General features: G+C 68.8%; 16 protein-coding genes. 7 read left to right on the top strand and 9 right to left on the bottom strand.

Annotation, left to right across the window (positions count from 1 at the left end; genetic code table 11):
• Nucleotides 1-17 precede the first annotated feature (17 nt).
• The gene (gene rfbC, locus ACFRAQ_RS26165) at nucleotides 18-587 is read left to right on the top strand and encodes a dTDP-4-dehydrorhamnose 3,5-epimerase (RefSeq protein ID WP_379104106.1); all 570 of its coding nucleotides are present in this window, start codon (nucleotides 18-20) and stop codon (nucleotides 585-587) included.
• Here the strand turns inward: rfbC and ACFRAQ_RS26160 are convergent.
• Genes ACFRAQ_RS26160 through ACFRAQ_RS26145 form a run of 4 tightly spaced genes read right to left on the bottom strand, consistent with a single transcriptional unit; the run spans nucleotide 571 to nucleotide 4,293 of the window.
• Nucleotides 571-1,599, bottom strand: a complete 1,029-nt coding sequence (locus ACFRAQ_RS26160) for an NAD-dependent epimerase/dehydratase family protein (RefSeq protein ID WP_379104103.1) — start codon at nucleotides 1,597-1,599, stop codon at nucleotides 571-573. The genes rfbC and ACFRAQ_RS26160 overlap by 17 nt on opposite strands.
• 2 nt (nucleotides 1,600-1,601) lie before the next feature.
• The gene (locus ACFRAQ_RS26155) at nucleotides 1,602-2,252 is read right to left on the bottom strand and encodes a PIG-L deacetylase family protein (RefSeq protein WP_379104101.1); all 651 of its coding nucleotides are present in this window, start codon (nucleotides 2,250-2,252) and stop codon (nucleotides 1,602-1,604) included.
• Entirely contained in the window at nucleotides 2,249-3,031 is a 783-nt protein-coding gene (locus ACFRAQ_RS26150) for a sugar phosphate nucleotidyltransferase (RefSeq protein ID WP_379104099.1), read from the bottom strand. The genes ACFRAQ_RS26155 and ACFRAQ_RS26150 overlap by 4 nt, the downstream gene beginning before the upstream one ends.
• 5 nt (nucleotides 3,032-3,036) lie before the next feature.
• On the bottom strand, nucleotides 3,037-4,293 hold the full coding sequence (locus ACFRAQ_RS26145) for a methyltransferase domain-containing protein (RefSeq protein ID WP_379104943.1): 1,257 nt from the start codon (nucleotides 4,291-4,293) through the stop codon (nucleotides 3,037-3,039).
• Between the two features lie 520 nt (nucleotides 4,294-4,813).
• Between ACFRAQ_RS26145 and ACFRAQ_RS26140 the strand changes: the two genes are divergently transcribed.
• Both ACFRAQ_RS26140 and ACFRAQ_RS26135 read left to right on the top strand, forming a co-directional pair.
• Nucleotides 4,814-6,325, top strand: coding sequence for a sugar transferase (locus ACFRAQ_RS26140; RefSeq protein WP_379104097.1), 1,512 nt, complete (start codon nucleotides 4,814-4,816; stop codon nucleotides 6,323-6,325).
• 111 nt (nucleotides 6,326-6,436) lie between these two features.
• Nucleotides 6,437-10,909, top strand: a complete 4,473-nt coding sequence (locus tag ACFRAQ_RS26135) for a hypothetical protein (protein WP_379104095.1) — start codon at nucleotides 6,437-6,439, stop codon at nucleotides 10,907-10,909.
• Nucleotides 10,910-10,916: 7 nt separating this feature from the next.
• On the opposite strand, the gene ACFRAQ_RS26130 is transcribed toward ACFRAQ_RS26135, so the two are convergent.
• Together ACFRAQ_RS26130 and ACFRAQ_RS26125 are read right to left on the bottom strand one after the other, a co-directional pair.
• Nucleotides 10,917-11,372 (bottom strand): nitroreductase/quinone reductase family protein, encoded by a 456-nt coding sequence (locus ACFRAQ_RS26130; protein ID WP_379104093.1) that lies wholly within the window; start codon nucleotides 11,370-11,372, stop codon nucleotides 10,917-10,919.
• A gap of 73 nt (nucleotides 11,373-11,445) precedes the next feature.
• Entirely contained in the window at nucleotides 11,446-14,721 is a 3,276-nt protein-coding gene (locus ACFRAQ_RS26125) for a BTAD domain-containing putative transcriptional regulator (protein ID WP_379104091.1), read from the bottom strand.
• Nucleotides 14,722-14,822: 101 nt separating this feature from the next.
• Between ACFRAQ_RS26125 and ACFRAQ_RS26120 the strand changes: the two genes are divergently transcribed.
• From ACFRAQ_RS26120 to ACFRAQ_RS26110, 3 genes are all read left to right on the top strand, one after another.
• Nucleotides 14,823-15,497, top strand: a complete 675-nt coding sequence (locus tag ACFRAQ_RS26120; protein ID WP_379104089.1) for a hemerythrin domain-containing protein — start codon at nucleotides 14,823-14,825, stop codon at nucleotides 15,495-15,497.
• A 92-nt stretch (nucleotides 15,498-15,589) separates the two neighbouring features.
• The gene (locus tag ACFRAQ_RS26115) at nucleotides 15,590-16,816 is read left to right on the top strand and encodes a cytochrome P450 (protein WP_379104087.1); all 1,227 of its coding nucleotides are present in this window, start codon (nucleotides 15,590-15,592) and stop codon (nucleotides 16,814-16,816) included.
• Between the two features lie 74 nt (nucleotides 16,817-16,890).
• Entirely contained in the window at nucleotides 16,891-17,619 is a 729-nt protein-coding gene (locus ACFRAQ_RS26110) for a TetR/AcrR family transcriptional regulator (protein WP_379104085.1), read from the top strand.
• 69 nt (nucleotides 17,620-17,688) lie between these two features.
• Here the strand turns inward: ACFRAQ_RS26110 and ACFRAQ_RS26105 are convergent, their stop codons facing one another.
• From ACFRAQ_RS26105 to ACFRAQ_RS26095, 3 genes are all read right to left on the bottom strand, one after another.
• Complete coding sequence (locus ACFRAQ_RS26105; RefSeq protein ID WP_379104941.1) at nucleotides 17,689-18,480, bottom strand: tyrosine-protein phosphatase; 792 nt, start codon at nucleotides 18,478-18,480, stop codon at nucleotides 17,689-17,691.
• A gap of 151 nt (nucleotides 18,481-18,631) precedes the next feature.
• Nucleotides 18,632-20,899 carry an MMPL family transporter gene (locus ACFRAQ_RS26100; RefSeq protein WP_379104083.1) on the bottom strand — a complete coding sequence of 756 codons (2,268 nt, stop codon included), beginning with the start codon at nucleotides 20,897-20,899 and terminating at the stop codon, nucleotides 18,632-18,634.
• Between the two features lie 115 nt (nucleotides 20,900-21,014).
• Nucleotides 21,015-22,406: a threonine/serine exporter ThrE family protein gene (locus ACFRAQ_RS26095; RefSeq protein ID WP_379104939.1), complete on the bottom strand. Its 1,392-nt coding sequence runs from the start codon at nucleotides 22,404-22,406 to the stop codon at nucleotides 21,015-21,017.
• Nucleotides 22,407-22,543: 137 nt separating this feature from the next.
• Between ACFRAQ_RS26095 and ACFRAQ_RS26090 the strand changes: the two genes are divergently transcribed.
• Complete coding sequence (locus ACFRAQ_RS26090; protein WP_379104080.1) at nucleotides 22,544-24,451, top strand: acyl-CoA dehydrogenase; 1,908 nt, start codon at nucleotides 22,544-22,546, stop codon at nucleotides 24,449-24,451.
• Nucleotides 24,452-24,575 lie beyond the last annotated feature (124 nt).

Raw genomic sequence — 24,575 nt, 5'->3', positions numbered from 1 at the left:
CATGGCAGCATGGCCTGGTGCGTATCGAAGCGACCGACCTCGCCGACGTCCTGCTGCTGATCCCGCAACCCTTCCGCGACGATCGCGGCCTGTTCACCCGCACCTTCGACGCCGAGGAGTTCGACGAGCACCTGGGCCGGCCGGGCTCGGCCGCGAGCTTCGTGCAGGACTCGCAGTCGCGCTCGCGCCGGGGCGTGGTGCGCGGAATGCACGGGCGCTCCGGCCGCGGCGAGGCCAAGCTGGTGCGGTGTGCGCACGGCGCCGTGCACGACGTGCTCGTCGATATCCGGCCCGAGTCGCCGACCTTCGGTGTGCGGCAGGCCTTCTTGCTGGACGACGACGACTTCCGGCACCTCTACGTGCCGCCGGGCTTCCTGCACGGCTTCCAGGCCCTCACCGAGGTCGCCGACGTCTGCTACCGGATCGACCGCCCGCACGACCCGGCCGAGGACCTGGGTGTCGCCTATGACGATCCCGACCTGGCCATCGCCTGGCCGCAGCCGGTCACGGTGGTGTCGGAGCGGGACGCGGGTGCGGGATCGTGGCGCGAGCTGCTCGCCGCCCATCACCTCACACCCCGGTCCTGATCCGGCGCAGTTCGTCGTCGAGCACCCCGGCCTCCTTGAGCGACGTCAGGTGCGCCAGGCGGGTGAAGCGCTGGAAGAAGCCCTCCGAGGTGAGCCCGCGCGCGGTGTACTCGCGATACAGCTCGGCCGCGCCGTCGGGAATGCTCCACGCGGCCTCGAAGCCCAGTTCCCTACGGGCGTAACCGAAATCGACGCGGTAGGAACGCGGATCCGCGCCGCTCTCGCCGGTGATGGCCAGCGTGGACTCCGGGACCACGTCGACCACCGCCCGCGCGATCTCCGCGACCGTCAGATTGTTCGTCTCGGCGCCCACGTTGTAGGCACGGCAGTGCACGGCCTCGATCGGGGCGTCCAGGCAGGTGGCGAAGGCGAGCGCGATGTCCTGCGCGTGCACCAGCGGCCGCCACGGCGTGCCGTCGGAGAGGACCTTGACTTCGCCGGTCAGCACCGCGTACCCGACCAGGTTGTTGAGCACGATGTCGGCCCGCAGTCGTGGCGAGAAGCCGAAGGCGGTGGCATTGCGCAGGAACACCGGGGAGAAGCCGGAGTCGGCGATGGCGGCCACATCGTCCTCGACCCGCACCTTGGACTCCGCGTACGGGGTGAGCGGACGCAGCGGCGCGTCCTCGGTCACCAGGCCGTCACCGGCCGCGCCGTACACCGAACACGTCGAGGCGTAGAGGAACCGGCGCACCCCGGCCTCCTTGGCCAGCCGGGCCAGCCGCACCGAGGCGTGATGGTTGATGTCGTAGGTGATCCGGGGCGCCAGCGCGCCCAGCGGATCGTTCGACAGCGCCGCCAGATGCACCACCGCGTCGAACCCGGCGAGCTGATCGACGGTCACCTCGCGCAGATCCACCTCGATGGCGGGCGGCGGGGGCGGAGCGTCGCCCAGCACGCAGTCCGCGAAATAGCCGGTGTCCAAACCGGTTACCTCGTGCCCGGCCTGCTGCAGGAACGGCACCATGACCGTCCCCAGATACCCCTGATGTCCGGTGACGAGCACCCGCATGACTACGCACCTCCGAAAGTGATGACGGCCTTCTCGAGCAGAAACGCCTCGGCGTGCCGGGCGCGGCACTGCACCCCGCGCAGCCGCGAAAGGGCCAGGAAGGACTGCTCATCGAACCAGTCCCGATTGTGTTGCGAGGGATAGTGTTTCAGCAACAGGGCGGCCTTGGTCTCGGCCAGCCCCTCGGCGAGCGGATGGAACACCGCGGGCTGCGGAGTGTCGGTCTCCCACTTGAGTATTTCGTAGCCGAGCACCAGATGGTCGCGAAATTCCCCGGGGGCCAGCTCGGCCAGCAGCCGGTGGTCCTGGTGGGCGTCGCCGCGATGTGGGGCGAAGACCACCTGCGCCGCGCCGTGGCGGGCCAGCGCGGCGACCGCCTGCTTGGCCCGCGCCCAATGCGCGGGGGCGTAGCCGTCGGGGATGTCGAGAATGGTGAGATCGAGTTCCGCTCCCGGACAGAAGGATTCGAGCGCCGCGTGCTCCTCGTCGGCCCGCTCGGTGCCCGCGCCGGTCAGCACCAGCGCCCGCACCCGCAGACCGGGGCGCGCCCGCGCCAGCGTCAGCAGGGTGCCACCCATTCCGATGGCCAGATCATCGCAATGGGCGGCCAGTAGCGCGATCTCGGTGATCGCGCCGGTGTCGAAACCGATCATGCGCCGGGACGCTCCCACACCATCCACGGGCGATCGCCCTGCTGATAGCCGGTGTCGAGCTCGGCGCGCTCCTTGAAGGTGTCGGCGGGCTTCCAGAAGCCGTGATGCTGATACCCGAACAGCCGGCCCTGTCCGGCCAGCGCGCCGCAGGCGTCCTCCACCAGGTCCCCGCCGGGCGGCAGGTGGTCGAAGATCTCCTGGGTCAGCACGAAGTAGCCGCCGTTCTCCCAGATCGGCAGCTGCGAGACCGGGGTGATGTTCTTGACCTCGCCCGCGGAGTTCACGTCCACACAGTGGAAGGAGGACTGCGGCGGCACGATCATCATCGACGCCGCCGCCCCGGAATCCTGGAACTGTTCGATCATCTCGTCCAGTGGGGCATCGGTCAGCACATCGGCGTAGTTGGCCAGGAAGTACGGTTCGCCCTCGAGGTGGCCGCGCACCCGGCGCAGCCGCTCACCGATCGGCGACTCCACCCCGGTGTCGACGAAGGTGATGGTCCAGTCGCTGATGTCGGACTGCAGCAGCTCCACCGTGCCGCCGCGGATGACGAAGTCGTTGGACACCGACTCCTGATAGGTGAGGAAGAAGTTCTTGATGTGGGTGGCCCCGTAGCCCAGGCACAGGACGAAGTCCTTGTGCCCGAAGTGCGCGTAGTAGCGCATCACGTGCCAGATCAGCGGGCGCGGGCCCACCATCTGCATGGGCTTGGGGATGACGTCCTCGGTTCCGTTGCGCATGCGCATGCCGTAACCGCCGCAGAACAGTACGACCTTCACGAGCTTTACCTTTCGGCAGGTGTGGATGCGGCGGCGTCGTCGAGCGTCGCATGATGGAGATGGGGGAGCGGGTAGACGATCTCGCCGCCCCGCTCGAGGACGTGACGCAGTTGCGCGGTGATCTCGCGCTCGAGATTCCACGGCAGCACCAGCACCACCTCGGGGCGATCGGCGTCGATCCGCTCCGGTTCGTGTATCGGGATGCGGGTGCCGGGCGTGAACCGCCCGTGCTTGTAGGGGTTGCGGTCGACCGTGTACTCCAGCAGGTCGGTCCGGATGCCGCAGTAGTTGAGGAGGGTGTTGCCTTTTCCGGGGGCGCCGTAGCCGACCACCCGCTTGCCGGAGGCCTTGGCGTCCAACAGGAATCGCAGCAGATCCTGGCGCACCCGCTCGGTGTCGGGGCGCAGCTCCAGGTAGCCGGCGACCTCGTGCAGCCCGGCGTCGGCCTCGAGGCGCAGGACCTCGGCGACCCGATCGGTGGGGGTGCCCACGCCCTGCGGTCGAGCCCAGATGCGCAGGGAGCCACCGTGTGTGCCGATCAGCTCGCAGTCGACCACCTCGAGTCCCGCGGTGGCCAGGGCGCGCTGGGCGGACAGCAGTGTGTAGTACTGGAAGTGCTCGTGATAGATGGTGTCGAACTGTGCCAGCGCCACCAGGTTCAGGGCATGGTGCACCTCGATCGACAGCCAGCCGTCGTCGGCCATGAGCGCGCGCAGCGAGCGGGTGAAGCCGAGCAGATCCGGGATATGGGCATAGACATTATTGGCTACCACCAGATTTGCCGGTCCGCGCTCGGCCGCCACCCGGGCGGCCAGCTCCTCGTCGAGGAAGCCCGTTTCGGTTGGTACGCCTTTGTTCCGTGCTGCCGCACCGACATTCACCGACGGCTCGATACCCAGGCAGGGGATACCGGCGGCCACCGCGTGCTGCAGGAGATAGCCGTCGTTGCTCGCCACCTCAATTATGAAACAATTGTCGTTCAGTTTTAGCTGTTCGATTGCTTGGTCGACGAAGAGTTTTGCGTGCCGGACCCAGCTGTCCGAGAATGACGAAAAGTAGGCATATTCGGTGAATGTCTCTTCCGGAGTGATCAGAGCCGGAATCTGTAGCAGCAGACAGTTTTCGCAGAGCCGCAGGTGCAGCGGATATGTCGCTTCTGGCAGATCCAGCTCGTCGGCGGTGAGAAACTTCTCGCAGGGCGGCGTGGCGCCTAGATCAAGAACGCTGAGCAATCGATTCGAATCGCAAAGACGGCATTGCACGAAGTTTCCCCACCTTTCACCGAGCCCGGGCTGCCCGCGCAGCGCCGGGTGACCAGTGGGTCGGCTCGGTTCGGCCATACGTTACAACAGGATTGCGCGGCGCTCCGGGGGCCCGACGACGGACCGATAGTGCCAAAACAACTGTAAATTTGCGACCCGCAGAACCCGGCGTCCGGGCGGCAACCCGTCGAGCCTTGCGCCGCAAGGGTTTCGACCAGCTCACACGGTGTGGCTTGCGTAGTTCAACCTGCGATTTTGCGAATAGGGGAAATAGGGGGATCGGTGGGGGGAACCGGTCAGGTTCCTATCCGTTACTTTCCGGAAACGTTGAGGCCGTACGAGATTGGGGGTGTATGACATCCGGGGTGTGTAACATTCGCCTTCTGGCCGCCGAAAGACTCGGCGGCATCATCGGTTGTCATGGTCTGAAAGCCCTTGGGAAACCGGCGTCAGCCTGGTCGTGGAACTGATCAGCGGGGATCGGAACCGAGTTCTCCCGTGGGGGAGGTGCGTTCGTTTCATGTCGTATGAAATTTCTGCCGGTCGCGCCGTGCGCGTGCACCGGCCACCGCGTCCCGAGCCGCGCTCGGATCGTGAACGCTGGCAAGCGGATTACGCCAGTCGGCTATTTATCAGCGACCTGTGCGTACTAATCCTATCCGTCGGTTTCGCCCAGTGGATTCGTTTCGGCGGATCCGGCGCCGAGCCCCCGTTGGCGTCCCAACTTCCACTCGAGGTTCGCTACACGATGGTGTCCGCCGTGCTGGCGCTGGCATGGTCGGTGACGCTGGCCCTCAGCGGCACCCGCTCGCCGCGCGTGATCGGTAGTGGCACAGAGGAATACCGGCGCGTGGTGTCCGCGTCGCTCAAGCTCTTCGGCGGAATAGCTATTGCTTCGCTACTGCTGCGCGTGGATATCGCTCGCGGGTACCTCGCGATCGCCCTGCCGCTCGGCATGGTGTTGCTCATGGTGGAACGGCGGATCTGGCGGCGCTGGGTCGCGGGCCGGCGCGCCCGCGGCGCCTACCGCACCGCCATGCTGGTGGTCGGCAGTCCCGAGGCGGCGCGAGCGATGGTGTCGGCCTTCTCGCTGGACCGCGACTCCGGCTATCAGGTGATCGGGGTCTGCACCCGCGCCGAGGGAGCGCTGGCGGAATCGGTGCTCGAGGTCGGCGGCCGGGAAGTCCCGGTGGTCGCAGGCGATCACGATGTCATCGACGCCGTGCGGCGCACCGGGGCGGACACCGTCGCGGTGACCGCTACGGACAATCTCGGGCCCGCCGACTTCCGCCGCATGGCGTGGGAACTCGACGAACTCGGGGCCGAGCTGATCGTGACGCCCGGCCTGGTCGACATCGCGGGCACCCGGCTCACCCACCGGGTCGTCGCGTCCATGCCGATGCTGCACGTGGAGAAGCCGCAATACGACCGGGCGAAGTCGATTCGCAAGGGCGTGTTCGACTTCTGCTTCGCCGTCACCGCCCTGCTGGCCATCGCGCCCGCGCTGGCCATGATCGCGCTCGCGGTGAAGCTGTCCAGCCGCGGCCCGATCTTCTACCTGTCCGAGCGGATCGGCCGGGACGGGCAACCGTTCCGGATGATCAAGTTCCGCAGCATGTACGCCGACGCCGAATCACACATCACCGCCCTCATCGACAGCAATGGCGGCAACCCGCTGTTCTTCAAGGTCCGCGACGATCCGCGCGTCACCGCCGTCGGCAAGGTGATCCGCAAGTACTCCCTCGACGAACTGCCGCAGTTCTTCAATGTGCTGCGCGGTGAGATGAGCATCGTCGGCCCCCGGCCCCAGGTGCAGCGGGAGGTCGACTCCTACGACGGCGTCATGCGACGGCGTCTGCTGGTGAAGCCGGGCGTCACCGGGCTGTGGCAGGTGAGCGGTCGCTCCGACCTCACGCCCGAGGACGCCATGCGCCTGGATCTGTCCTATGTCGAGAACTGGTCCATGGTGCTGGATCTCCTGCTGATCGCGAAGACGATCGGCGCGGTGACCCGCGGCGAGGGCGCGTACTGAGGCAAGCGACCAATACGTAAGGCGCGCATCGCATCCAGCGGTGCGCGCCTTTCGATTCGTCCCATGGCAGACTCTCTGGAACAGTGACGTACGGGGGAAGGACACGGGAGGATGACGCTTCCAGATCCGGAAGCCGCGCGCGCGATCCTCATCGGAACCGCGCGCTACGCCCCGGATTCCGGCTTCGAATCCTTCCCCGCGGTGGAGCGCAGTCTGCTCGACTTCGCCGAATTCCTGCGTGGCGAAACGGGACTGCCGGCGGATCACATCGATGTGGTTCTCGACCCCGGCGACAGCACGACCATCGCGGCCCGGGTCACCGCCGCCGCTCGCGCCGCGACCGGGCTGCTGCTCGTCTACTACGTCGGCCACGGCGTCGCGGTCGACAACCAGTTGCATCTGACCCACACGGGTTCCCGCTCGGCCGACGCCGATGTCACCGCGCTGCCGTATCCGGTGCTGCGGTCGCGGATCAAGTCCCACGCGCGCGGCCCCGTCGTCGTGATTCTCGACTGCTGCCACAGCGGAAGAGCCTTCGGCCGCGACGTTCTCGCCGGTGAGGGCGAGCCGTTGCGGGAGGCCACCGATATCGACGGCGCGTTCGTCCTCACCGCCACCGACGAGAAGACCAAGTTCGCGCGGGCCACCGGGGGCGGCGGCCGCACCGCCTTCACCGGCATGATGCTCGACACCCTGCGCGCCGGGGTGCCGACGGCCGACCGGTACCTCACCATGACCGTCCTGTTTCGCGAACTTCGCACTCGGCTGCCGGCTGCGAGCATGCCGAAACCGAAGGCGCTGGAACGAGGCACGGCGGGACGAATCGCGCTGGTCGCCAATGCCGGATGGACCGGCCGCACCGAACCCGCCACTCTGCCCGGCATCGGCGATACCCCGTATCGGGCCACCATCCGCGACATCGCGCCCGCGGAGGGCCTGTCCGATCGCGACGCGGAGTTGGCCGAACTCGCCGACTTCTGCGCCGGCGACGAGGCCTACCTGTGGTGGCGGGCCGGACCGTGGGCGGGCAAGACGGCCCTGATGTCCTGGTTCGCCCTGAATCCGCCGCCGGGGGTGCGGGTGGTGGCCTTCTTCATCACCTCGCGCATGGCAGATCAGGACGATCATCGGGCGTTCACCGACGCTGTGCTGGAACAGCTCTCGGCACTGCTGCCGGATCAGGCCGCCACCGTGGCCAGCGCGACCGGGAGCCGGGACGGGCTGCGCCGCCACATGCTCGCGCTGGCCGGCGAACGGGCGGCGGAGGTCGGGCATCGGATCGTGCTGCTGGTCGACGGGCTCGACGAGGATCGCGGCCGGACCAGCATCGCCTCGCTGCTACCGAAGAATCCCGGACCCGGACTCCGGGTCCTCGTCTCCGGGCGGCCCAATCCCGCACTCCCGCTGGATGTTCCCGCTACCCATCCGCTCCGGCACTGCCGCCGCCGCGAACTCGGACCCTCGGCCAAAGCCTTCGACATCCGTGACGCCGCGCAGCTGGAACTGCGGGGGATTCTCGAACGCTCCGACGCCGACCAGCAGATTCTCGGACTGGTGACCGCGGCGCGCGGACTGACCCGCGCCGAGCTCGAGGATCTGACCGGGTGGCCGCCGTTCCGTATCGAGACCATCCTGTCGGGCGTGACCGGGCGCACCTTCCGGGTCCGGTCCAGCCGGTTCGGGTCCGACCACGTGTACCTGCTCGCGCACGAGACCTTGCAACGCGAGGCCGAAGCGACGCTGGGCCGCGCGCTCCTCGCGGACTATCGAAACCGGTTCCACGCCTGGGCCGACCGCTTCCGCGACCGCGGGTGGCCGGTGGAGACGCCGACGTATCTGCTGACGCGATACTTCTCGATGCTGCGCAGGCACGGCGATATGGTGCGGATGACCGAACTCGCCCTCGACACCGCCCGCCACGATCGGCTCCTGCTGCTGTCCGGCAGCGACCAGATCGCGCGGACCGAGATCGCGACCGTGTCGGGTGTCTGGCTCGAACAGCGGGATCCGGACCTGGTCGCGGTCGGCGAACTCGCCCTGCGGCGGCACCGGCTGACTCGGCGCGGGCGCGACATTCCCGCGAAATTGCCTGCCGCACTGGCCGGCATGGGTGAAGTCGTCCGCGCGCGGAGCCTGGCGGACGGCCTGCTGGACCCGCACCGCCGCCTGCGCGCCCGGATCGGCGTCGCCTCGACTCGGTTTCGCCGGGACGATCCGCCGCACAATCGGGCCGTGATCGACTCGCTGCGGGAGTCGGAGACCGCTGTGGTGCGAGACGCGGATCTCGCTCGCCTCGTCGACGCCCTGATCGCCGTCCCCGATATCGAGAGCGCCGAACTACTGGCCGACGAGATCACCACTCCCGTGGAACGGGTTCGGATACTCGCGCAACTGATTCCGGCCTGGCGAGCACTGGGCCGTGAGGACGCGATCTCGGCGGCGAAGACCGAGATCGACCGCCACGTGGTGTGGGCGCGCACCGCGGAACGCGACGAGGTGCTGCGGCCCGCGGTGCGCGCCTACGCGGCGCTGGACGAGCACGACCGCGTCGAGGAGCTGAGCGGAGCCACCGAATCCGTCGGGGTGCGGGTGGTCGCCCTGGCGGCGATCACGCGTTCCCTCGTCTCGCAGGGCGACGCCGAATCCGCTGCCCGCCACATGCGGTCGATCCGGTCCGAGCTTGCGCCGATCAGCAGCAAAGTGGTCCGGTCGCACACGCTGGCCGCCATCGCCGAGGATCTCGTCGCGGCCGGATTCGCCGAAGTGCTGCGTGCGGAGGCCGATGCCGTGCTGATCGACATCGAGGCCTGGCAGGCCCAGCTGGAGGCGTCGGACACCGGGTTCGACGCCGCGTTCAACGACGCGATCAGCGGAATCGCCGACTATCCCTGGGGTCATATCGAGGCCGCGGTCGTGCAGCTGGCCGAGTGCCTCGTCGCGCTCGGGAACGCCGACCGCGTGCTCGCGCTGGCGCGTCGATTCACCCGGGGGACAGGCGGACTCGAGGTGGCGGTCCGAGCGGTGACCGCCCTGCTCGCGGCGGATCGGACGGCCGACGCCCGGCGGCTGGCCGCGGAGATCGAACTCCGCGCGTACCAGAGCATCGACCCGCGCGAGCGTGACCTGGTCCTGTACACGATGGTGCGGGCGCTGGCGGTCGCCGGGGAATGGACGCGCGCTGTCGCGGTGGCCGATCGGATCGATGGCGACGACCACCGGATCCTGGCCTTCACCTATCTCGGGACGCGGTCCGCCGAATCCGCGCCCAGCGGAGGCGTTTTCCTCGAACGAGCGATGAGTGCGATGCGCGTCGGGACCGCGTTGCCGAACGGCGGCTACCTGAGGACCGACCGGTCATTTCTCACCGTGCTCTTCGCCACCGACTGGCTCGGCTCGGCGGCGCCGGAGTCGAGCACCCCGCTGGCCGACGTGGTCCGCGCGCTGCTGGCCGGGGCGGCGGTCGAGCGGGTGCGCGAGCTGACCGACCACCTCATCCTGATGTACCACGGCTCGCTCGATCCGGTGGACGGGCTGGCTCCGGGGCTGGGCCGCCTCGCGGTGCTGCTGGCCGAGACCGGTCAGCTCGCCATGGCCCGCGAGCTGATCGACGGAATCACCCTGCTCCCGGTGTGGTTGACCTCGCGGATGAGCGCGGGCGCGGGCATCTGGAGCGAACCCGCCACCGTCGCGGAGCTGATCGACGATGCCGAGCAGATCGCGGTGGCGCTGCGGATCATGGTCGAGGAAGGCGGCAGCGAACTCGCCGCCCTGGTCGCCGCGCTGGTGCGCCAGGACGCCGACCGGGCCGCGGCCGCACGCGATTCACCGGACCTGCTGACAAATCGTGTGGTGAGCGCTCTGTTCTCGGCGGCGCTCAGCGATGCCGACGCCGTGACCAGACTGCTGACGAGCCGATGGATGACCCCCCTCGGCGAACAACGCGTGCTGTCGATGCTCGCGAGCTCGACTGCCCGCGCCGGCGCGGTGGACCGGGCGCTGGCGGTCGCCGAACAACTCACCGACGACCTCGCCCGATCCGTCGCGTACCGGGAGATCCTGGCCGCGCAGGTGAAGGCGGGACGCGAGCCCAACGTGCTGACCCGCCGCCATTCGATTCCGGTGATCGGAGAACGCATTCATGCCATGGCGCAGGTGATTCCGGCGCTGACCGACGGTGGCCGATCGGAGCGCTCGAAGACGGCGCTGGCCGCCGCCACCCAGCTGCTCGCGCAGCTGCCCCCGGACGAGGTACGGGACCGCGCGGCCGCCCGGCTGGTCGATGCCGCGCTCGCCATCGGCGAACTCGACCAGGCCGTCGAACTCGCCCGGGGCACCACCCGCGATCTGCGCGGCGAACTCCTCACCCGGATCGCCGACGGTCTGGTCCGCGCCTACCCCGACGTGCCGCCCGCCGACCAGGGCTTCGCCCGTCGCCGTATCCGCCGCCTCCTCGCCGAGGCGTGGAGCGTGGCCCCCTGGTCCTCGGTGCTGGACACCGTGGCCCGGTTCGATCCGGTCCTGCTGGTCGGCATCACCGACGAGGCGCTGCGACTGGACTCGCTGGAACGCATGACCACTCGGTGAACGGCGATCAGTATCCGGCGCGCGGGGTCAGTTCGACGACGGGAATCACTCGGGCCGTGCGCTTCTGGTAGGTGGCGTACCCGGGGTAGGCCTCCAGGATCTGGGGCCAGCGGGCCTCGCGTTCGGCGGCGGACAGGACACGAGCCGTCATGGACTGCGAAGGACCGTGCTGGAAGGACACTTCCACCGACGGGTTGGCGGACAGGTTGTGGAACCAGGCCGGCGAGATGTCGTCGCCGCCGCGTGAGGCCACGAGCAGGTAGCGGGGTCCGTCCACGATCGGGACGGTCAGCACGACGGTGTGCGAGCGGCCGGTGCGCCGGCCGGTGGTGGTGAGGGTCAGGGTGGGCATGTTCTTGAAGCGGGTGCCGAACCGGCCGCCGCTGAGGTCGAGCAGGCGGCGGTGCAGCGTGGTCGAGGTCTTCAGGAACAGTTCGGTGGCGGTGCGGTGGAGGTCGGGCACGGCGGGCTCCTCGGTCGGTGGGACGGTCGGGAACAACGATCGAGCCACCCACTAGTAGACGACCAGTGACCGGTCAGTGGCCGAGGCGCGCCCGGGCGACGGTCATCCACCCGGGGTTTCCGCACGCCTGCGCGATTGCGAGGGCGGCGCGGTGGTGCTCGGCGGCCAGGGCGGCCTCGCCGCGCCGCGCCGCCAGATCGCCGAGCACGGTATCGACAGGACCGACGACATACGCGCCGGTGTCGGCGCCGCCCAGTCGACCCCGGTAGACCAGCAGGTCGGTGTAGGTCTCCGCCACCTCGCGCGGCGTGCCCAACTCCGCGACCACCATGCCGCGCAAGGTGAGGAAGAACGAGCGGAACCGGTCGTGGCGGACCGGTTGCGCTCGGCGCCACATCGATTCGGCGGCCGAGCGCTCACCGGCGGCGAGCAGCACGAGCACATGGAAATCCACGACGGCGTCCAACGACACCGCGTCGGCCTGCTCGATGAACGTCGTGATCGCCGGCGCCAGCTCACCCAGCCGCCCGCGGCCCAGATAGACCGTGAAAATGGCCATCAGCACGATGCCGTCCGCATTGAGAATGCCCGCGCCGGTGAGCAATTCACCGGCACGGAAATACTGGCGCTCGGCGTCGTCGGGGTCACCGGCGGCCAGCGCCAACAGCCCGCGGGCCATCGTGTTGGCCAGCTGGGCCTGCCGCCATTGATAGCGGTCGGCCGTCACCGTGGTCGCCCCGAGATGCTCGCGGGCCGCGGCCAGGTCTCCGACGGAGGCGGCGGCTTGCAGCGCGATGGTGTGGCCCAGCAGCTGATACGTGTGGTCGCCGGTGCGCTGCCCGACCTCGATCAGCTCGGCGCCCAGCGCGCCGCGATCCGGGGTGTCGTACAACGAGGCCCGGGCCTGAAGCACCGGTGCGAGCAGGGTGTCGTCGCCCAGTTCACGGGCGATCGCCTCGGCCTCGGCCGCCGCCGGGCTCGCCTGTTCGCCTGCCTCGCCACCGATCTCGTCGACCAGCGCCACCAGCAATCGGCAGCGGTCGGCCGGGGACAGGCCGGGTAGACGCAGCGCGTTCTCCAACCTGGCGACGATCGGGTGCTCGACCACGCCGTATTGCCGGTTCATCCACGGGGTCGGCGCGTCCCAGGCGGTGAAGGCCCGCACCACCAGGTCCGGACGATCGGCATCCTCGGCCAGGCGCACCGCGTGGTCACGGGCGGCGCGCGCGGCGAGCGCGGACCCGGCGGAGAGGTGATCGTGACCGGCTCTGCCCAGCAAGGCGATTCGCTCGTCGACGGTCTCGTGGCGGGGGAGTCGCTCCAGCGCGGCGACCGCGCGTTCGTAACCGGTCGCGGCGACGTCGTAGGCGAAACGCCGCTCGGCTCGTTCGGCGGCGGCCACCGCGTAGCGGGCGGCCCGCCGCGCCGTCTCCGGGGTCACCGATTCGCCGAAGTGGTGGGCCAGGGCGGTCAGATCGTCCGGGGCGATCTCCTCGAGGGCGGCCCCGATCCGGCGATGCCAGCGGTCGCGGCGTACCCGCGACAGGTCCCCGAGCAGGGTGTCGCGGACCAGGACGTGGGTGAAACGGGCACGGCCACTGGCGGGTTCGTCGAGCAGACCGGCCACGCTGCCCGCCTCGACCGCGTTGAGCACGTCCTCCTCACCCACCTCCGCGGCCCGCAACAGCACCGCGAGATCGAACTCCCGGCCGATCACCGCGGCCAGGCGCAGCAGCGCCACATCGGTCTCCGGTAGGCGGGACAGTCTGCGGCGCAGCACATCTCGCACGCCCTCGGGCACCTCGGACGCGGCGACCAGTTCGCCTTCGCTGCGCAGCAGGCGTGCCGTCTCGGTGAGGTAGAACGGGTTGCCGCCGGTGCGTTCGTGCAGCGTCGCCAGCACCGAGTCCGCCGGGGCGCTGCCGGTCAGCGCGGTGACGAGCCGGGCGCTGTCCGCGATATCCAGGCCGCGCAGCTGGATTCGCGCACGGATCGTGGTCGCGAGACCGGCCAGGGCCTGCGTCAGCGCGGGCGGCGCCTCGTCGGGCCGGTAGCCGATCACGACGAACACCGGCGCGCGGGTGGCCGCCGCGGCGAGCAGGGCCGCGGTCTCGGCATCACAGCGGTGGACGTCGTCGAAGAGAATCGCCAGCGGTCCCTCGGCCGCGACGGCGGTCAGGTAGTCGCACACCGCACGGTGCAGCAGGAACCGGCCGTGCGCGCGGTCGGCCTCGGGTGCGCCCGCGGCGTCGGTGAGCAGGGGAGCCAGAGCGGGCGCGAGCCCGGCCGGGTCGTGCTCGGCGGCCAGGGCGCGCAGGATCTCGACCCAGGGCCACGCCGAAGGCGCGGCCTCGTCCTCGGGGCAATGACCCAGCACCACGCGATAACCCCCGTCCCGCAGGTCGTCGCGCAGCCGGCGCAGCAGCGAGGACTTGCCGCTGCCCGCCTCACCCACCACGGTCGCCGTCCGCGGACCGGGAGACCCGGCGGCCGCGTGCAGTGTCGCGAGTTCGGTTGCCCGACCGAGGAACTCGGGGGCGACCGGACCCGGAACCGGATCGCGCGGCGGCGCGGGGACAGCGATCACCTGCTCCTGCACGGGGATTCGCTGGGCGAGGATGTCGGATTCGAGCCGGGCCAGCGCCGGTCCCGGATCGATGCCCAATTCCTCGGCGAGCACCTCGCGGGCCTGCCGCAGCGCCGCGAGCGCGTCGGCTTGGCGGCCCGCGCGATACCGGGCCAGCGCGGTGAGCCGCCACGCCTCCTCCCGCAACGGATGCTCCCGGCACAGCACCTCGGCCTCGGCCGCCGCCAGCGCCGGTTCGTCCTGTTCGAGCAGTGCCACGGCGAGCTGTTCCCGCGCGCTCAACCGCAGCTCCTCGAGTCGCACGGCCTCCGCGTTCGCCCAGGATTCCTGCGCGAACGCGCCGTACGCCGGACCCTGCCACGCTGCCAGCGCCCGTTCGAGCGCGCGCCGGCGTTCGCGCGGATCGTCCAGTCGCGCAGCCGCGTTCAGGTCGGCGCCGAACGCCCAGGCGTCCACCTCGGCGGTGTCGAGTCGCAGCGCGTACCCGGGAGCGCGGCTGATCAGCACCGTCGCCGGTGTCCGCGGTGCGCGATTCGGTTCCAGCAGTCGCCGCAGATTGGAGACGTACGCCTGGAGTGAGCCCAGCGCCCGCGGCGGCGGCTCGCCGCGCCACAGGTCATCGATCAACCGATCGACCGGCACCACGTCGCCCCCGGCGACCAGCAGTCGCGCCAGCACCCCGCGTTGCCGCGGCCCGCCGAGATCGAGTTCCCCGCGCTCGCCGGTCGCGGTCAGTGCACCGAGTACCCGAATACGAACCATGATCGCGTAAGTCTAGGACGGCCGCCCCTGGTCCGCCTCGAGTCGATTCCAAGCGCGCCGAAGCATTCTCGGCGCAGTCACCGACCTCGACAGGAGCAGCCATGAGCACCGACCTCGCGCAGACCCGGCCCGACACCTACGACATGGTGGTCGTGCACAACGCCTTTCGCCGCCACTTCCGCGCCCTGCCCGCCCTGGCGGCCGGCGTCGCCCCGGGCGATGTCGAGCGCGCCCGCGTCCTGGCCGACTTCCTGGCCGAACTCGGCACCGGGCTGCACAGCCATCACACCGGCGAGGACGAACTGATGTGGCCGCTGCTGCTCGAACGCGCCCCGATGGCCGCCGCGCTGATCCTGCGCCTCGAGGAACAGCACGAACGCATCGCCGAACTCTCGACCCGCGCGCAGCGCGACGCCGCCGAGTTCGCCGCGGCCGCCGAGCCCGCCGCGCGAGATCGGTTCGCCGCCACCGCCGCCGCGCTCGCGGCCGCGTTGGACGAGCACCTCGCCGAGGAGGAGACTCACATCCTGTCGGTCGTCGAGCAGGTCATGACCGTGCCGGAGTGGCGGGCGCTCGGCGAACGCGGGCGCGCGCACATGCCCAAGGATCGCCAGCTGGTCTTCCTCGGCTTCCTCCTGCACGCCGCTTCGGCGCCCGATCGGCGCAAGGTTCTCGCGGAGCTCCCGCGCACCGCGCGCCTGGCGTGGCGGCTGCTCGGCCGCCGCACCTTCGATCGGGAGTATCGCCAGGTCTACGGCACCGAGCCGAACTGGTGACAGATCAAATGAACGCTATTTAGTAATACGTGTTCACAAACCGGCCTGTGGTGTGGTTCACTCGACGTCGAACGTGTTCCAAAGGAGGTTCCGTGTCCGCGCCGTCCATTCCCAACGGTTTCGACTTCACCAACCCCGACCTGCTGGCCGAGCGCCTGCCGGTCGAGGAGTTCGCAGCTCTTCGCAAGCAAGCCGCTCCGTTCTGGGTGCCGCAGGCCGATGGCCTGACCGGCTTCGACGACGGCGGCTACTGGGCCATCTCCCAGATGGATGACATCAAGGAGATCTCCAAGAACCCCGAGCAGTTCTCCTCCGAGGAGAACACCGCGGTCATCCGCTTCTACGGCGACATCGCCCGCGAAGAGATCGAGGTGCAGCGCTACCTGCTGCTGAACATGGACCCGCCCAAGCACACCAAGCTGCGCCGCATCATCTCCAAGGGCTTCACCCCGCGCGCCATCGAGTCGCTGCGCAACGCCCTGCGCGAGCGCGCCGAGCGAATCGTGCACGAGGCCAAGAAGAACGGCTCGGGCAACTTCGTCGAGCAGGTCGCCTGTGAGCTGCCGCTGCAGGCCATCGCCGAGCTGATCGGCATCCCGCAGGAAGACCGCGGCAAGATCTTCGACTGGTCGAACCAGATGATCGGTTACGACGACCCGGAGTTCAACGGTGACCACAAGGTCGCCACCGCCGAGGTCATGGGCTACACCTACAACCTCGCCGAGCAGCGTCGCGCCTGCCCGATGGACGACATCGCCTCCACGCTGCTGCACGCCGACCTCGACGGCGAGTCGATGGCCTCGGACGAGTTCGCCTGGTTCATGATCCTGCTGTCGGTGGCCGGCAACGAGACCACCCGCAACGCCACCACGCACGGCATGAAGGCGTTCGTGGACAACCCGGACCAGTGGGAGATCTACAAGGAGCAGCGTCCGCGCACCGCTCCCGACGAGATCGTCCGCTGGGCCACCCCGGTCATCGCCTTCCAGCGCACCGCGACCGAGGACCTGGAGCTGTCGGGCGCCTCGATCAAGAAGGGGCAACGCATCGGAATGTTCTACAGCGCGGCCAACTTCGACGAGAACCACTTCGAGGACCCGTACAAGTTCAACGTGCTGCGCAACCCGAACCCGCACGTCGGCTTCGGCGGCACCGGCACCCACTACTGCGTGGGCGCCAACCTGGCCCGGCTGCAGCTGGATCTGATCTTCAACGCGATCGCCGACGTGATGCCGAACATCCGCCAGATCTCCGAGCCGGTCCGCCTGCGCTCCAGCTGGCTCAACGGCATCAAGAGCTGGGAAGTCGCCTACGAGTGAGCGATCAGGCCCCGGACGCGGTAACTTTTGATACCCCATCCGGGGCCCTGCTCGTTTCAACATTGGAGTCAACCATGAGTGAACCTCGCCGACGCGGACGAGCGCCGGCGGTCAGCGACGCCGATATCCGGCGCGTCGCGCGGTCACTACTGGTCGACCACGGCCCGGACGCGATCACGCTCCGGGCCATCGCCCGTGAACTGGGCATCACCGCCCCCGCGCTGTACCGCTATTACGAATCGCGCGACGACCTGGTCGCCGCCGTCCGCACCGACGTCTGCCTCGACCTGGCCAAGGACCTCGAGGCGTCGGTGGAGGGCCTGCCCGACGATGCCGGGGTCCGCTTCTTCGCCATCTGCCGCGGTTTCCGCCGCTGGGCGCTGGCCCACTCGCGTGAATTCACCCTGGTCTTCGCTTCCCCGGTCGCCGCCGGAATCACCAGCGCCATGCAGCAATTCGGCGAACCGGTCGGCCGTATCTTCCTCGGGGCCGCGGGTCGTTTGCTCACCGACTACCAGGTCGTGACCACCCCCACCGAGCTGATCCCGCCGGAACTGCGCGACGACCTGATCACCTTCCAGACGGAACTGCTTCGCGTGCTGGCGGATTCGGGCCAGAAGTTCCCCGCCGAGAAACTCGACCTCGGCGTCAGCTACGTCATGATCCAGTTCTGGGCCCGCCTCTACGGCCACGTCACCCTCGAGGTCTTCGGCAACTACCCGATCCAGATCTCGCACCCCGACGTGCTGTTCGACTCCACCCTGGCCGATATCGGCCGCGGCATCGGCCTCGTCGCGCGCTGACCCGGCGTCGCGAACCGTGGTGGCCCGCAACCGATCCGGTGACGGGCCGCCGGGGCGATCGCGGCTCGATCAGGCCAGCATCTTGGCTTTTAGCGCGGCGATGTCGGCCGCGGTCAGCTCGAGGCCGTTGCTCACGTAGTTGGCGAAGCTGCCGTAGGACTTGTTCGCCTGGTCGAAGGCCGAGTCGAGCTCGGCGGCGGTCACGCCATTGTTCACGTCGCCGGGGGCGGCGTTGCGGTAGAAGCTCGACAGCATGAAGTCGTAGTACACGGTGTCCTTGTCGACACCCAGCAGGGTCAGCAACACCGCGCCCGCCCAGCCGGTGCGGTCCTTGCCCGCCGTGCAGTGGAACAGGACGCCGCCGTTGTTGTACGCGATATCGCGGAGGACGTCGGCGAAGCCGGCGTTCGCGCCCGGCGAGGTGATGAACTGCGGGTACGCGTTCGCGGCCGACGACGCCGTGCTCAACCCCGCCAGCGGCGAGGCCCCGCCCATGATGTCGTCGTGGTGTTCGGCCGCCCCGGCGGGGATCTTGTCCGCGCCGTTGAGCAGCTGTTCGTAGTTGGTGCGCAGATCGTGCACCGAGACCACATTGTGCGCGGCCAGCGCGGCCACATCGGCGGTGGTCGCCGAACCCAGTGCGGCGGTGCGGAACACCAGATTGGTGCGGACGGTGTGACCGTCCGCAGTCCGATAACCGCCCACGTCGCGGGCATTCTGCACACCGGAGAGGTTCAACGAGCGCGCGACCGGATCGAGCAGCACATTGGCGGTCGCCACCGGCGGATCGACCGCGAGCGCCAGACCCGGCGAGACCCCGAAGGTCAAGGCGGCGGCCAAAATCGCGGTCACACCGAGCATGCGAGGTCGAATCATGAGGTATTCCCTTCGATAGAACGTCCCGGCACCCGCCGGTGCGTACAACACCGGGCCAGGACAGCCGGGAGCTTAGCTGACGCTGTGTCTATCGAATGGATACTTCGTTAGCGAATATCGGGTGTGGCTGAAAAGGTCAGACGCTGAGGCGCGAACCTCCCGCCGCGCCGACCATTTCGGCCACCGGGGGCTCGGCGGGGGTCGGTTCGTCCTCCAGGATCGGTTCGCTCAAGCCGATGCGCTGCTGGATGCGCTTCATCCAGGCTGGGGCCCACCAGCAGCGGTCGCCCAGCAGCTTCATCACCGCCGGGACCAGCATCATGCGCAGGACCGTGGCGTCGATGACGAGGGCCGCGATCATGCCGTAGGCGATGTACTGCATGAGGACCAGGTCGGAGAAGGCGAAGGCGCCGGTCACGACCAACAGGATCAGCGCCGCCGCGGTGATGATGCGGCCGGTGTGGGCGGTGCCGGAGCGGATCGCCTCCTCGGTGCTCGCGCCGCGGGCGCGGGCCTCGACCATCCGCGACAGGAGGAAGACCTCGTAGTCGGTTGAGAGGCCGTAGATGATGGCGATGATCAGGAACAGGATGTTCGCCTGAATCGGCTGCGGAGTGAAGTTGAGCAGCGTCGCGCCGTGGCCCTCGGTGAAGATCCAGGTCAGGATGCCGAGGGTCGAGCCCAGGCCCAGCACGCTCATCAGGGCGGCCTTGAGGGGCAGCACCAGGGAGCCGAAGGTCAGGAACATCAGGATCGTGGTCGCGGCCAGGACCAGGGCGATCATCAGGGGGAGACGGTCGAGCAGCGCGGCGATGGTGTCGTGCTGGACCGTGGGGACGCCGGTCACCATGAGGGTGGTGCCGTCGGCGGTCTCCAGATTGCGCAGGAAGTCGATCGTCTTGTCGTACTTGCTGGAATCGACCAGATACGCCTGGGTCCTGTAGATCGTCGGATCGGTCTGGGACCGGGTCGGGATCTCGAAACCCGAGGGCAGCAGGCCGGGAGCGAAGCTCGCGCGCTCCACCAGCGGACCCACCTCGGTGCTGTCACCGGTGACGATGATCAGTTCGATCGGGTCGGATTTGCGCAGCGGGAAATAGGTGTCGATCTCGTGCTGGGCCACCCGCACCGCATTGTCCGGCGGCAGATACTTCTCGCTGAAACCGCCGAACGCGATATTGCGCACCGGCAGGATCAGCACCAGCAGGCCGAGGATCAACAAGGCGGTGATCTTGCGCGGATGCCGCATCACCCAGGCGGTGCAGCGGCCCCAGAAACTCTGCTCCACATCGCGGGCCGCGTCGGCGCGCCGGAATCGCTCGATCCCCAGGGCGTTCACCCGCGGGCCCAGGATCGCCAGCATCGCGGGCAGAATCGTGACGGCCGTGAACGCTGCCAGGCTGACCGTGGCGATCGCGCCGTAGGCGATGGACTTCAGGAAGCCCTGCGGGAACAACAGCATCCCGGCCAGACTCGCGACGATCATGGTCGCCGAGAACACCACCGTGCGGCCCGCCGTCGTCACCGAACGCCGCACCGCGGTCGGGGTGTCGTACCCGGCGGCCACTTCCTCCCGGAAACGGCTCACTATGAACAACGCGTAGTCGATGGCCAGGCCCAGCCCGATCATCGAAACGACCGGAGCGACGAACGAATTCACCTCGGCGACATTGGTGATCCCTCGCACGATGCCATTGGCGCCCAGAATCGTCAGCACACCGATCATGAGCGGCAGCGCCGCCGCGACCACGCCGCCGAAGATGAAGAACAACAGGATCGCGACGGCCGGGATCGCCAGCAATTCCATGCGATGGGTGTCGGCCGAGATGGTGTCGGTCAGCGCTGTCCCGATGGGTTGCAGCCCGCCGACCTTCACATCGATGCCCGGCACCGCGAACGCGTTCTTCACCTGCACGTAGTGCGCCGACAGCACGTCACCGGTCTCACCCTTGAGGGCGATGGAGGCGACCGCGCGCGTCTTGTCCTTGGTGGCGAGGCCCGATTGCGAGCCCAGGGTCGTGGTCACCCCGGGCCAGTAGGTGGCGTTGACCGCCTGCACCGCGTCGGGGAACCGCGTGGTGAGGTTGTTGAGACTGTCCACCACCGGCTGATTCACGGTGGGGTCGTCGACAGTCGTCCCGTCCGGAAAGTGATAGATGATGACCATGTCCGCGGCGTGATTCGGCCCGAACGCGCCCGCGGCCAGCTCCGCGGCCTGCACCGATTCCGAATTCGGGTCGTCCAGACCACCCGCGCTGAGGCGACCCTCGAACCCCAGCGAGTACGCGCCGAGGGCCAGCAGGGCGGCCGCGACCGCGGCCAATACGAGGAAGCGATAGCGGGCGACGAGTTGTCCCCATAGCGCGAAGACATCGCGTTCGCGCGGGCGGCGGCTCGTGGTCATACTGCACGGTAACAGGCATGATCAGAATTAATTAAAAGCCTTGTCTGGCAATACAATTAGAATTACGAGAAACGTGATTTCATGATAGATGAAAGGTATTTATCGAGGTCGCGAATCAACCGGCCGCGAGCCGGGGGCGGCGCAACGCGCCCATGCGGCGGATGATGCGCGGACGCCGCAGGTCACGGGCCATCCATTCGCCCAGGGTGACGCCCGCGGCCAGCGCCAGACCGACCGCGAACGCGCTGAACAATTGGTTCAGCCCGATCAGTAGTTCGTCATTGAGCAGCGCGTAGAGCCCGCGATAGACCTTCAGGCCCGGCAGCAGGGGAGTGATGCCCGCGACCGCCACCACCAGCGGGGGCGTCAGCGCGCGCCGGGCGAGCAGGCCACCGGCCAGACCCACCACGGTGGCGGCCACACCCGAGGACACGACCGGCCCGAATCCGAAATGCTGGGCCAGCAGATAGACCACGGTGGCCGCGCCACCGCTGAACGCGGCCGCCGCCAGCGCCCGCTGCTCGGCGTAACAGGCCAGGGCGAAAGCCCCGGAGGTCACCGCACCCGCGAACAGCTTGAGCGGCAGATTGGTCAGATCGCGGGTGGAGACCATCTCGACCGTCGGCACCGTCGCCTCGAACACCTCCGCCACCCGCAGTGTGAGCGCGATCCCGGCGATGATCCCGACGGTCATCATGATCACTTCCAACATGCGCGCCGACGCTGTCACCGGCGCCCCGGTGATCGCGTCCTCCACCGCGCCCACCAGTTGTAAACCGGCCAGCAACACCGCGATTCCGGCCGCGATGATCAACGCCGGATCCAGTCGCAGCCCGGCCGCGAAGGTGGACACCAAGACCGCGGGCGCGGCGGCGATGACGCCGCCCATCATGTGCTGGAAGAAGAACGGCAGCCCGCGCCGGTTCAACAGCCGGTTGGTGCGGTCGATGAGCATGGTGGTCACGAAACTCAGCAGCCCGATCAGCCAGCCGCCATTGAGCAACAGCGCCACGGCGGCGGCCATCAGCGCCCAGCCCAGCGTCGCCGACCAGCGCGGGTACGGATGCGGCGCGGAGGTGATCTCGTCGAGGGCGGCGAGCGCGTCCTGCGGCGGCACCAGTTCGCGGCGGATGCGCCGGGTCAACCGGTCCACCGCGGCGAGCCGGGTGAAGTCCAGCGACCGGTAGTGCACGACCCGCATGGTGGTGGCGGGCGGCAGCCGGGTGCCGCGGTCGGCGGAGATACGGATCGAGTTGTAGGTGACGTCGATATCACAGTGGGACAGCCCGTAGGTGGCGGCGATGAACTCGATCTGGGTGGTGGTGTCCATCACCGCCGTGCCCGATGCCAGCACGACTTCCCCGACCCGCTCGGCCAGATCCAGCACCTCGGTCACGGTCGCGTCGTCGGTGAGATCGATCGGCTGGACCGGGGCGGGCGCCTCCACGACGGTGTCCACGGTGGCGCGCTGATCAGCGACGACGTGATCGGAGACGGTGGTGAGCAGGCGGCGCCACCACCGGGTGCGCAGCCCCGCGGGCAGACCCGGCGACTCGACGGCCACCTCATTGCTCACAGTAAGAAACGTACACGGGCGATCGAGATCACCAGGATGAGCACAGCCGTGGCAGTAGTGTTTTGGGCATGGCGACGAGCGGCGTTTCGATCTCCGAAGAGCTACGCACGGCACTCGACGGCCCCTGGCGGGAGGTTCGCCAACGGGCCCGGGCAGTCCTCGACGACGACCGCCTCTTCGGCGATCCGAGTCTCGATCTGAAGGCCGCGCGGGCACGCGTGCTGGACCAGATGGGGCTGGTCTCCTCCTTCGGCTGGGTCGAATCCGGCTTCCGCCACCCCGACGGCACCCCCGGCGACGCGGGCGCGGTCGTCACCGCGCTCGAGATGCTCGCCTACACCGACCTGTCGCTGTGGGTGAAAAGCGGTGTGCAGTGGGGACTTTTCGGCGGTGCGGTCGAGAACCTGGGCACCGAGCGGCACCGCGAGTACCTCGACGAGTTGATCCCGCTGCGCCTGCTCGGCTGCTTCGCCATGACCGAGACCGGTCACGGCAGCGATGTCGCCAACCTGGAGACCACCGCTACCTACGACCCGGCCACGCGGGAGTTCGTGGTGCACAGCCCGACTCCCTCGGCCCGCAAGGACTACATCGGCGGCGCGGCCGAACATGCCCGCATGGCAGCGGTTTTCGCGCAGCTGATCACCGGCGGGCAGAGCCAGGGCGTGCACTGCTTCCTGGTCCCCATCCGCGACGAGGCGGGCGGTGACCTGCCCGGCGTGACCACCTCCGACTGCGGCTACAAGGGCGGCCTGCCCGGTGTCGACAATGGCCGAATCCTGTTCGACCAGGTCCGGATTCCGCGCGAGAACCTGCTCAACCGGTATGCCGACGTGGCCGAGGACGGCACCTACAGCTCCGAGATCGAGAACCCCAGCCGCCGCTTCTTCACCACCCTGGGCACCCTGGTGCGCGGGCGGGTCAGCGTCGGCGGCGCGGCGGCCGCCGCGGCCCGGGTCGCGCTGAGCATCGCGGTCCGCTACGGCGAGCAGCGGCGGCAGTTCGCCGACCCCGACACCGGGGAGGAGACGGTGCTGATGGACTACCGCAGCCATCAGCGCCGCCTGCTGCCGCTGGTAGCCCGCTCCTACGCACTGGCTTTCGCGCAGAACGATCTCGTGTACCGCATGCATCTGGTGCAGACCGGGCAGGAGACCGACCCGCAAGCCCGGCGCGCGCTGGAGAACCGGGCCGCCGGACTCAAGGTGGCGCAGACCCGCTTCGCCACCGCCGCCATTCAGGAATGTCGCGAAGCCTGCGGCGGCGCGGGCTATCTCACCGAGAACCGTCTGGTCAGTCTCAAAGCCGATACCGACGTCTTCACGACCTTCGAAGGCGACAATGTCGTCTTGACCCAGCTGGTCGCCAAGGATCTGCTGACCGCCTACGCCGACGAGGTCCGCGATCTCGACGCGCTCGGCTGGGTGAAGTTCGCCGCCACCATGGCCCGCGACGTGGTGCGTGAGCGATCCGGTGTGCGGCAGATGATTCAGCGCCTGCGCGACCGCGGCGACGACACCGTCGACGAGGGCGACCTGTCACGGCGCTCGATCCAGTTGCAGCTGTTCGCCGATCGCGAGGACTACCTGGTCCGTACGGCCGGACACCGGTTGCGCGCCCGCGCGAAGGAGACCGGTCCGTTCGAGGCCTTCAACAACGCACAGGACCACATCCTGGCCGCGGGGTCGGCGCATATCGAGCGCTTGGTGCTGGAGGCCTTCATCGACGGTATCGCCGGTATCGAGGATCCGGAGGCGCGGGCGCTGGCCGACACGGTCTGCGATCTGTTCGTGTATTCGACCATCGAGCAGCATCAGGCCTGGTACATCATGCACCGGTTCATGTCGGTGGAGCGGGCCAAGTCGGTGCGGCGCGGGGTGAACGAACTCGTGGACCGGCTCCGGCCCCAGGCGCTCACCCTGATCGAGGGCCTGGGCGTGCCGGAAAACCTGCTGCGCGCCGCCATGCTGGGCTGAATCCTCGCACCGCACCGACCCTCACACACTGTCGTCATTCAGGATTTGATCGGAACCGTCCACCCGAATCGCAACGCCGCGAGGGGAAATCGTGATCCTGGGAAATCCACGGCCGCACACCGAG

Origin of the sequence: Nocardia sp. NPDC056611 (genome assembly GCF_042792755.1) — a bacterium.
Lineage (GTDB): Bacteria > Actinomycetota > Actinomycetes > Mycobacteriales > Mycobacteriaceae > Nocardia.
Note: the sequence above shows the minus strand (reverse complement) of the source record. Positions and strands in the feature narration are given on the sequence as shown.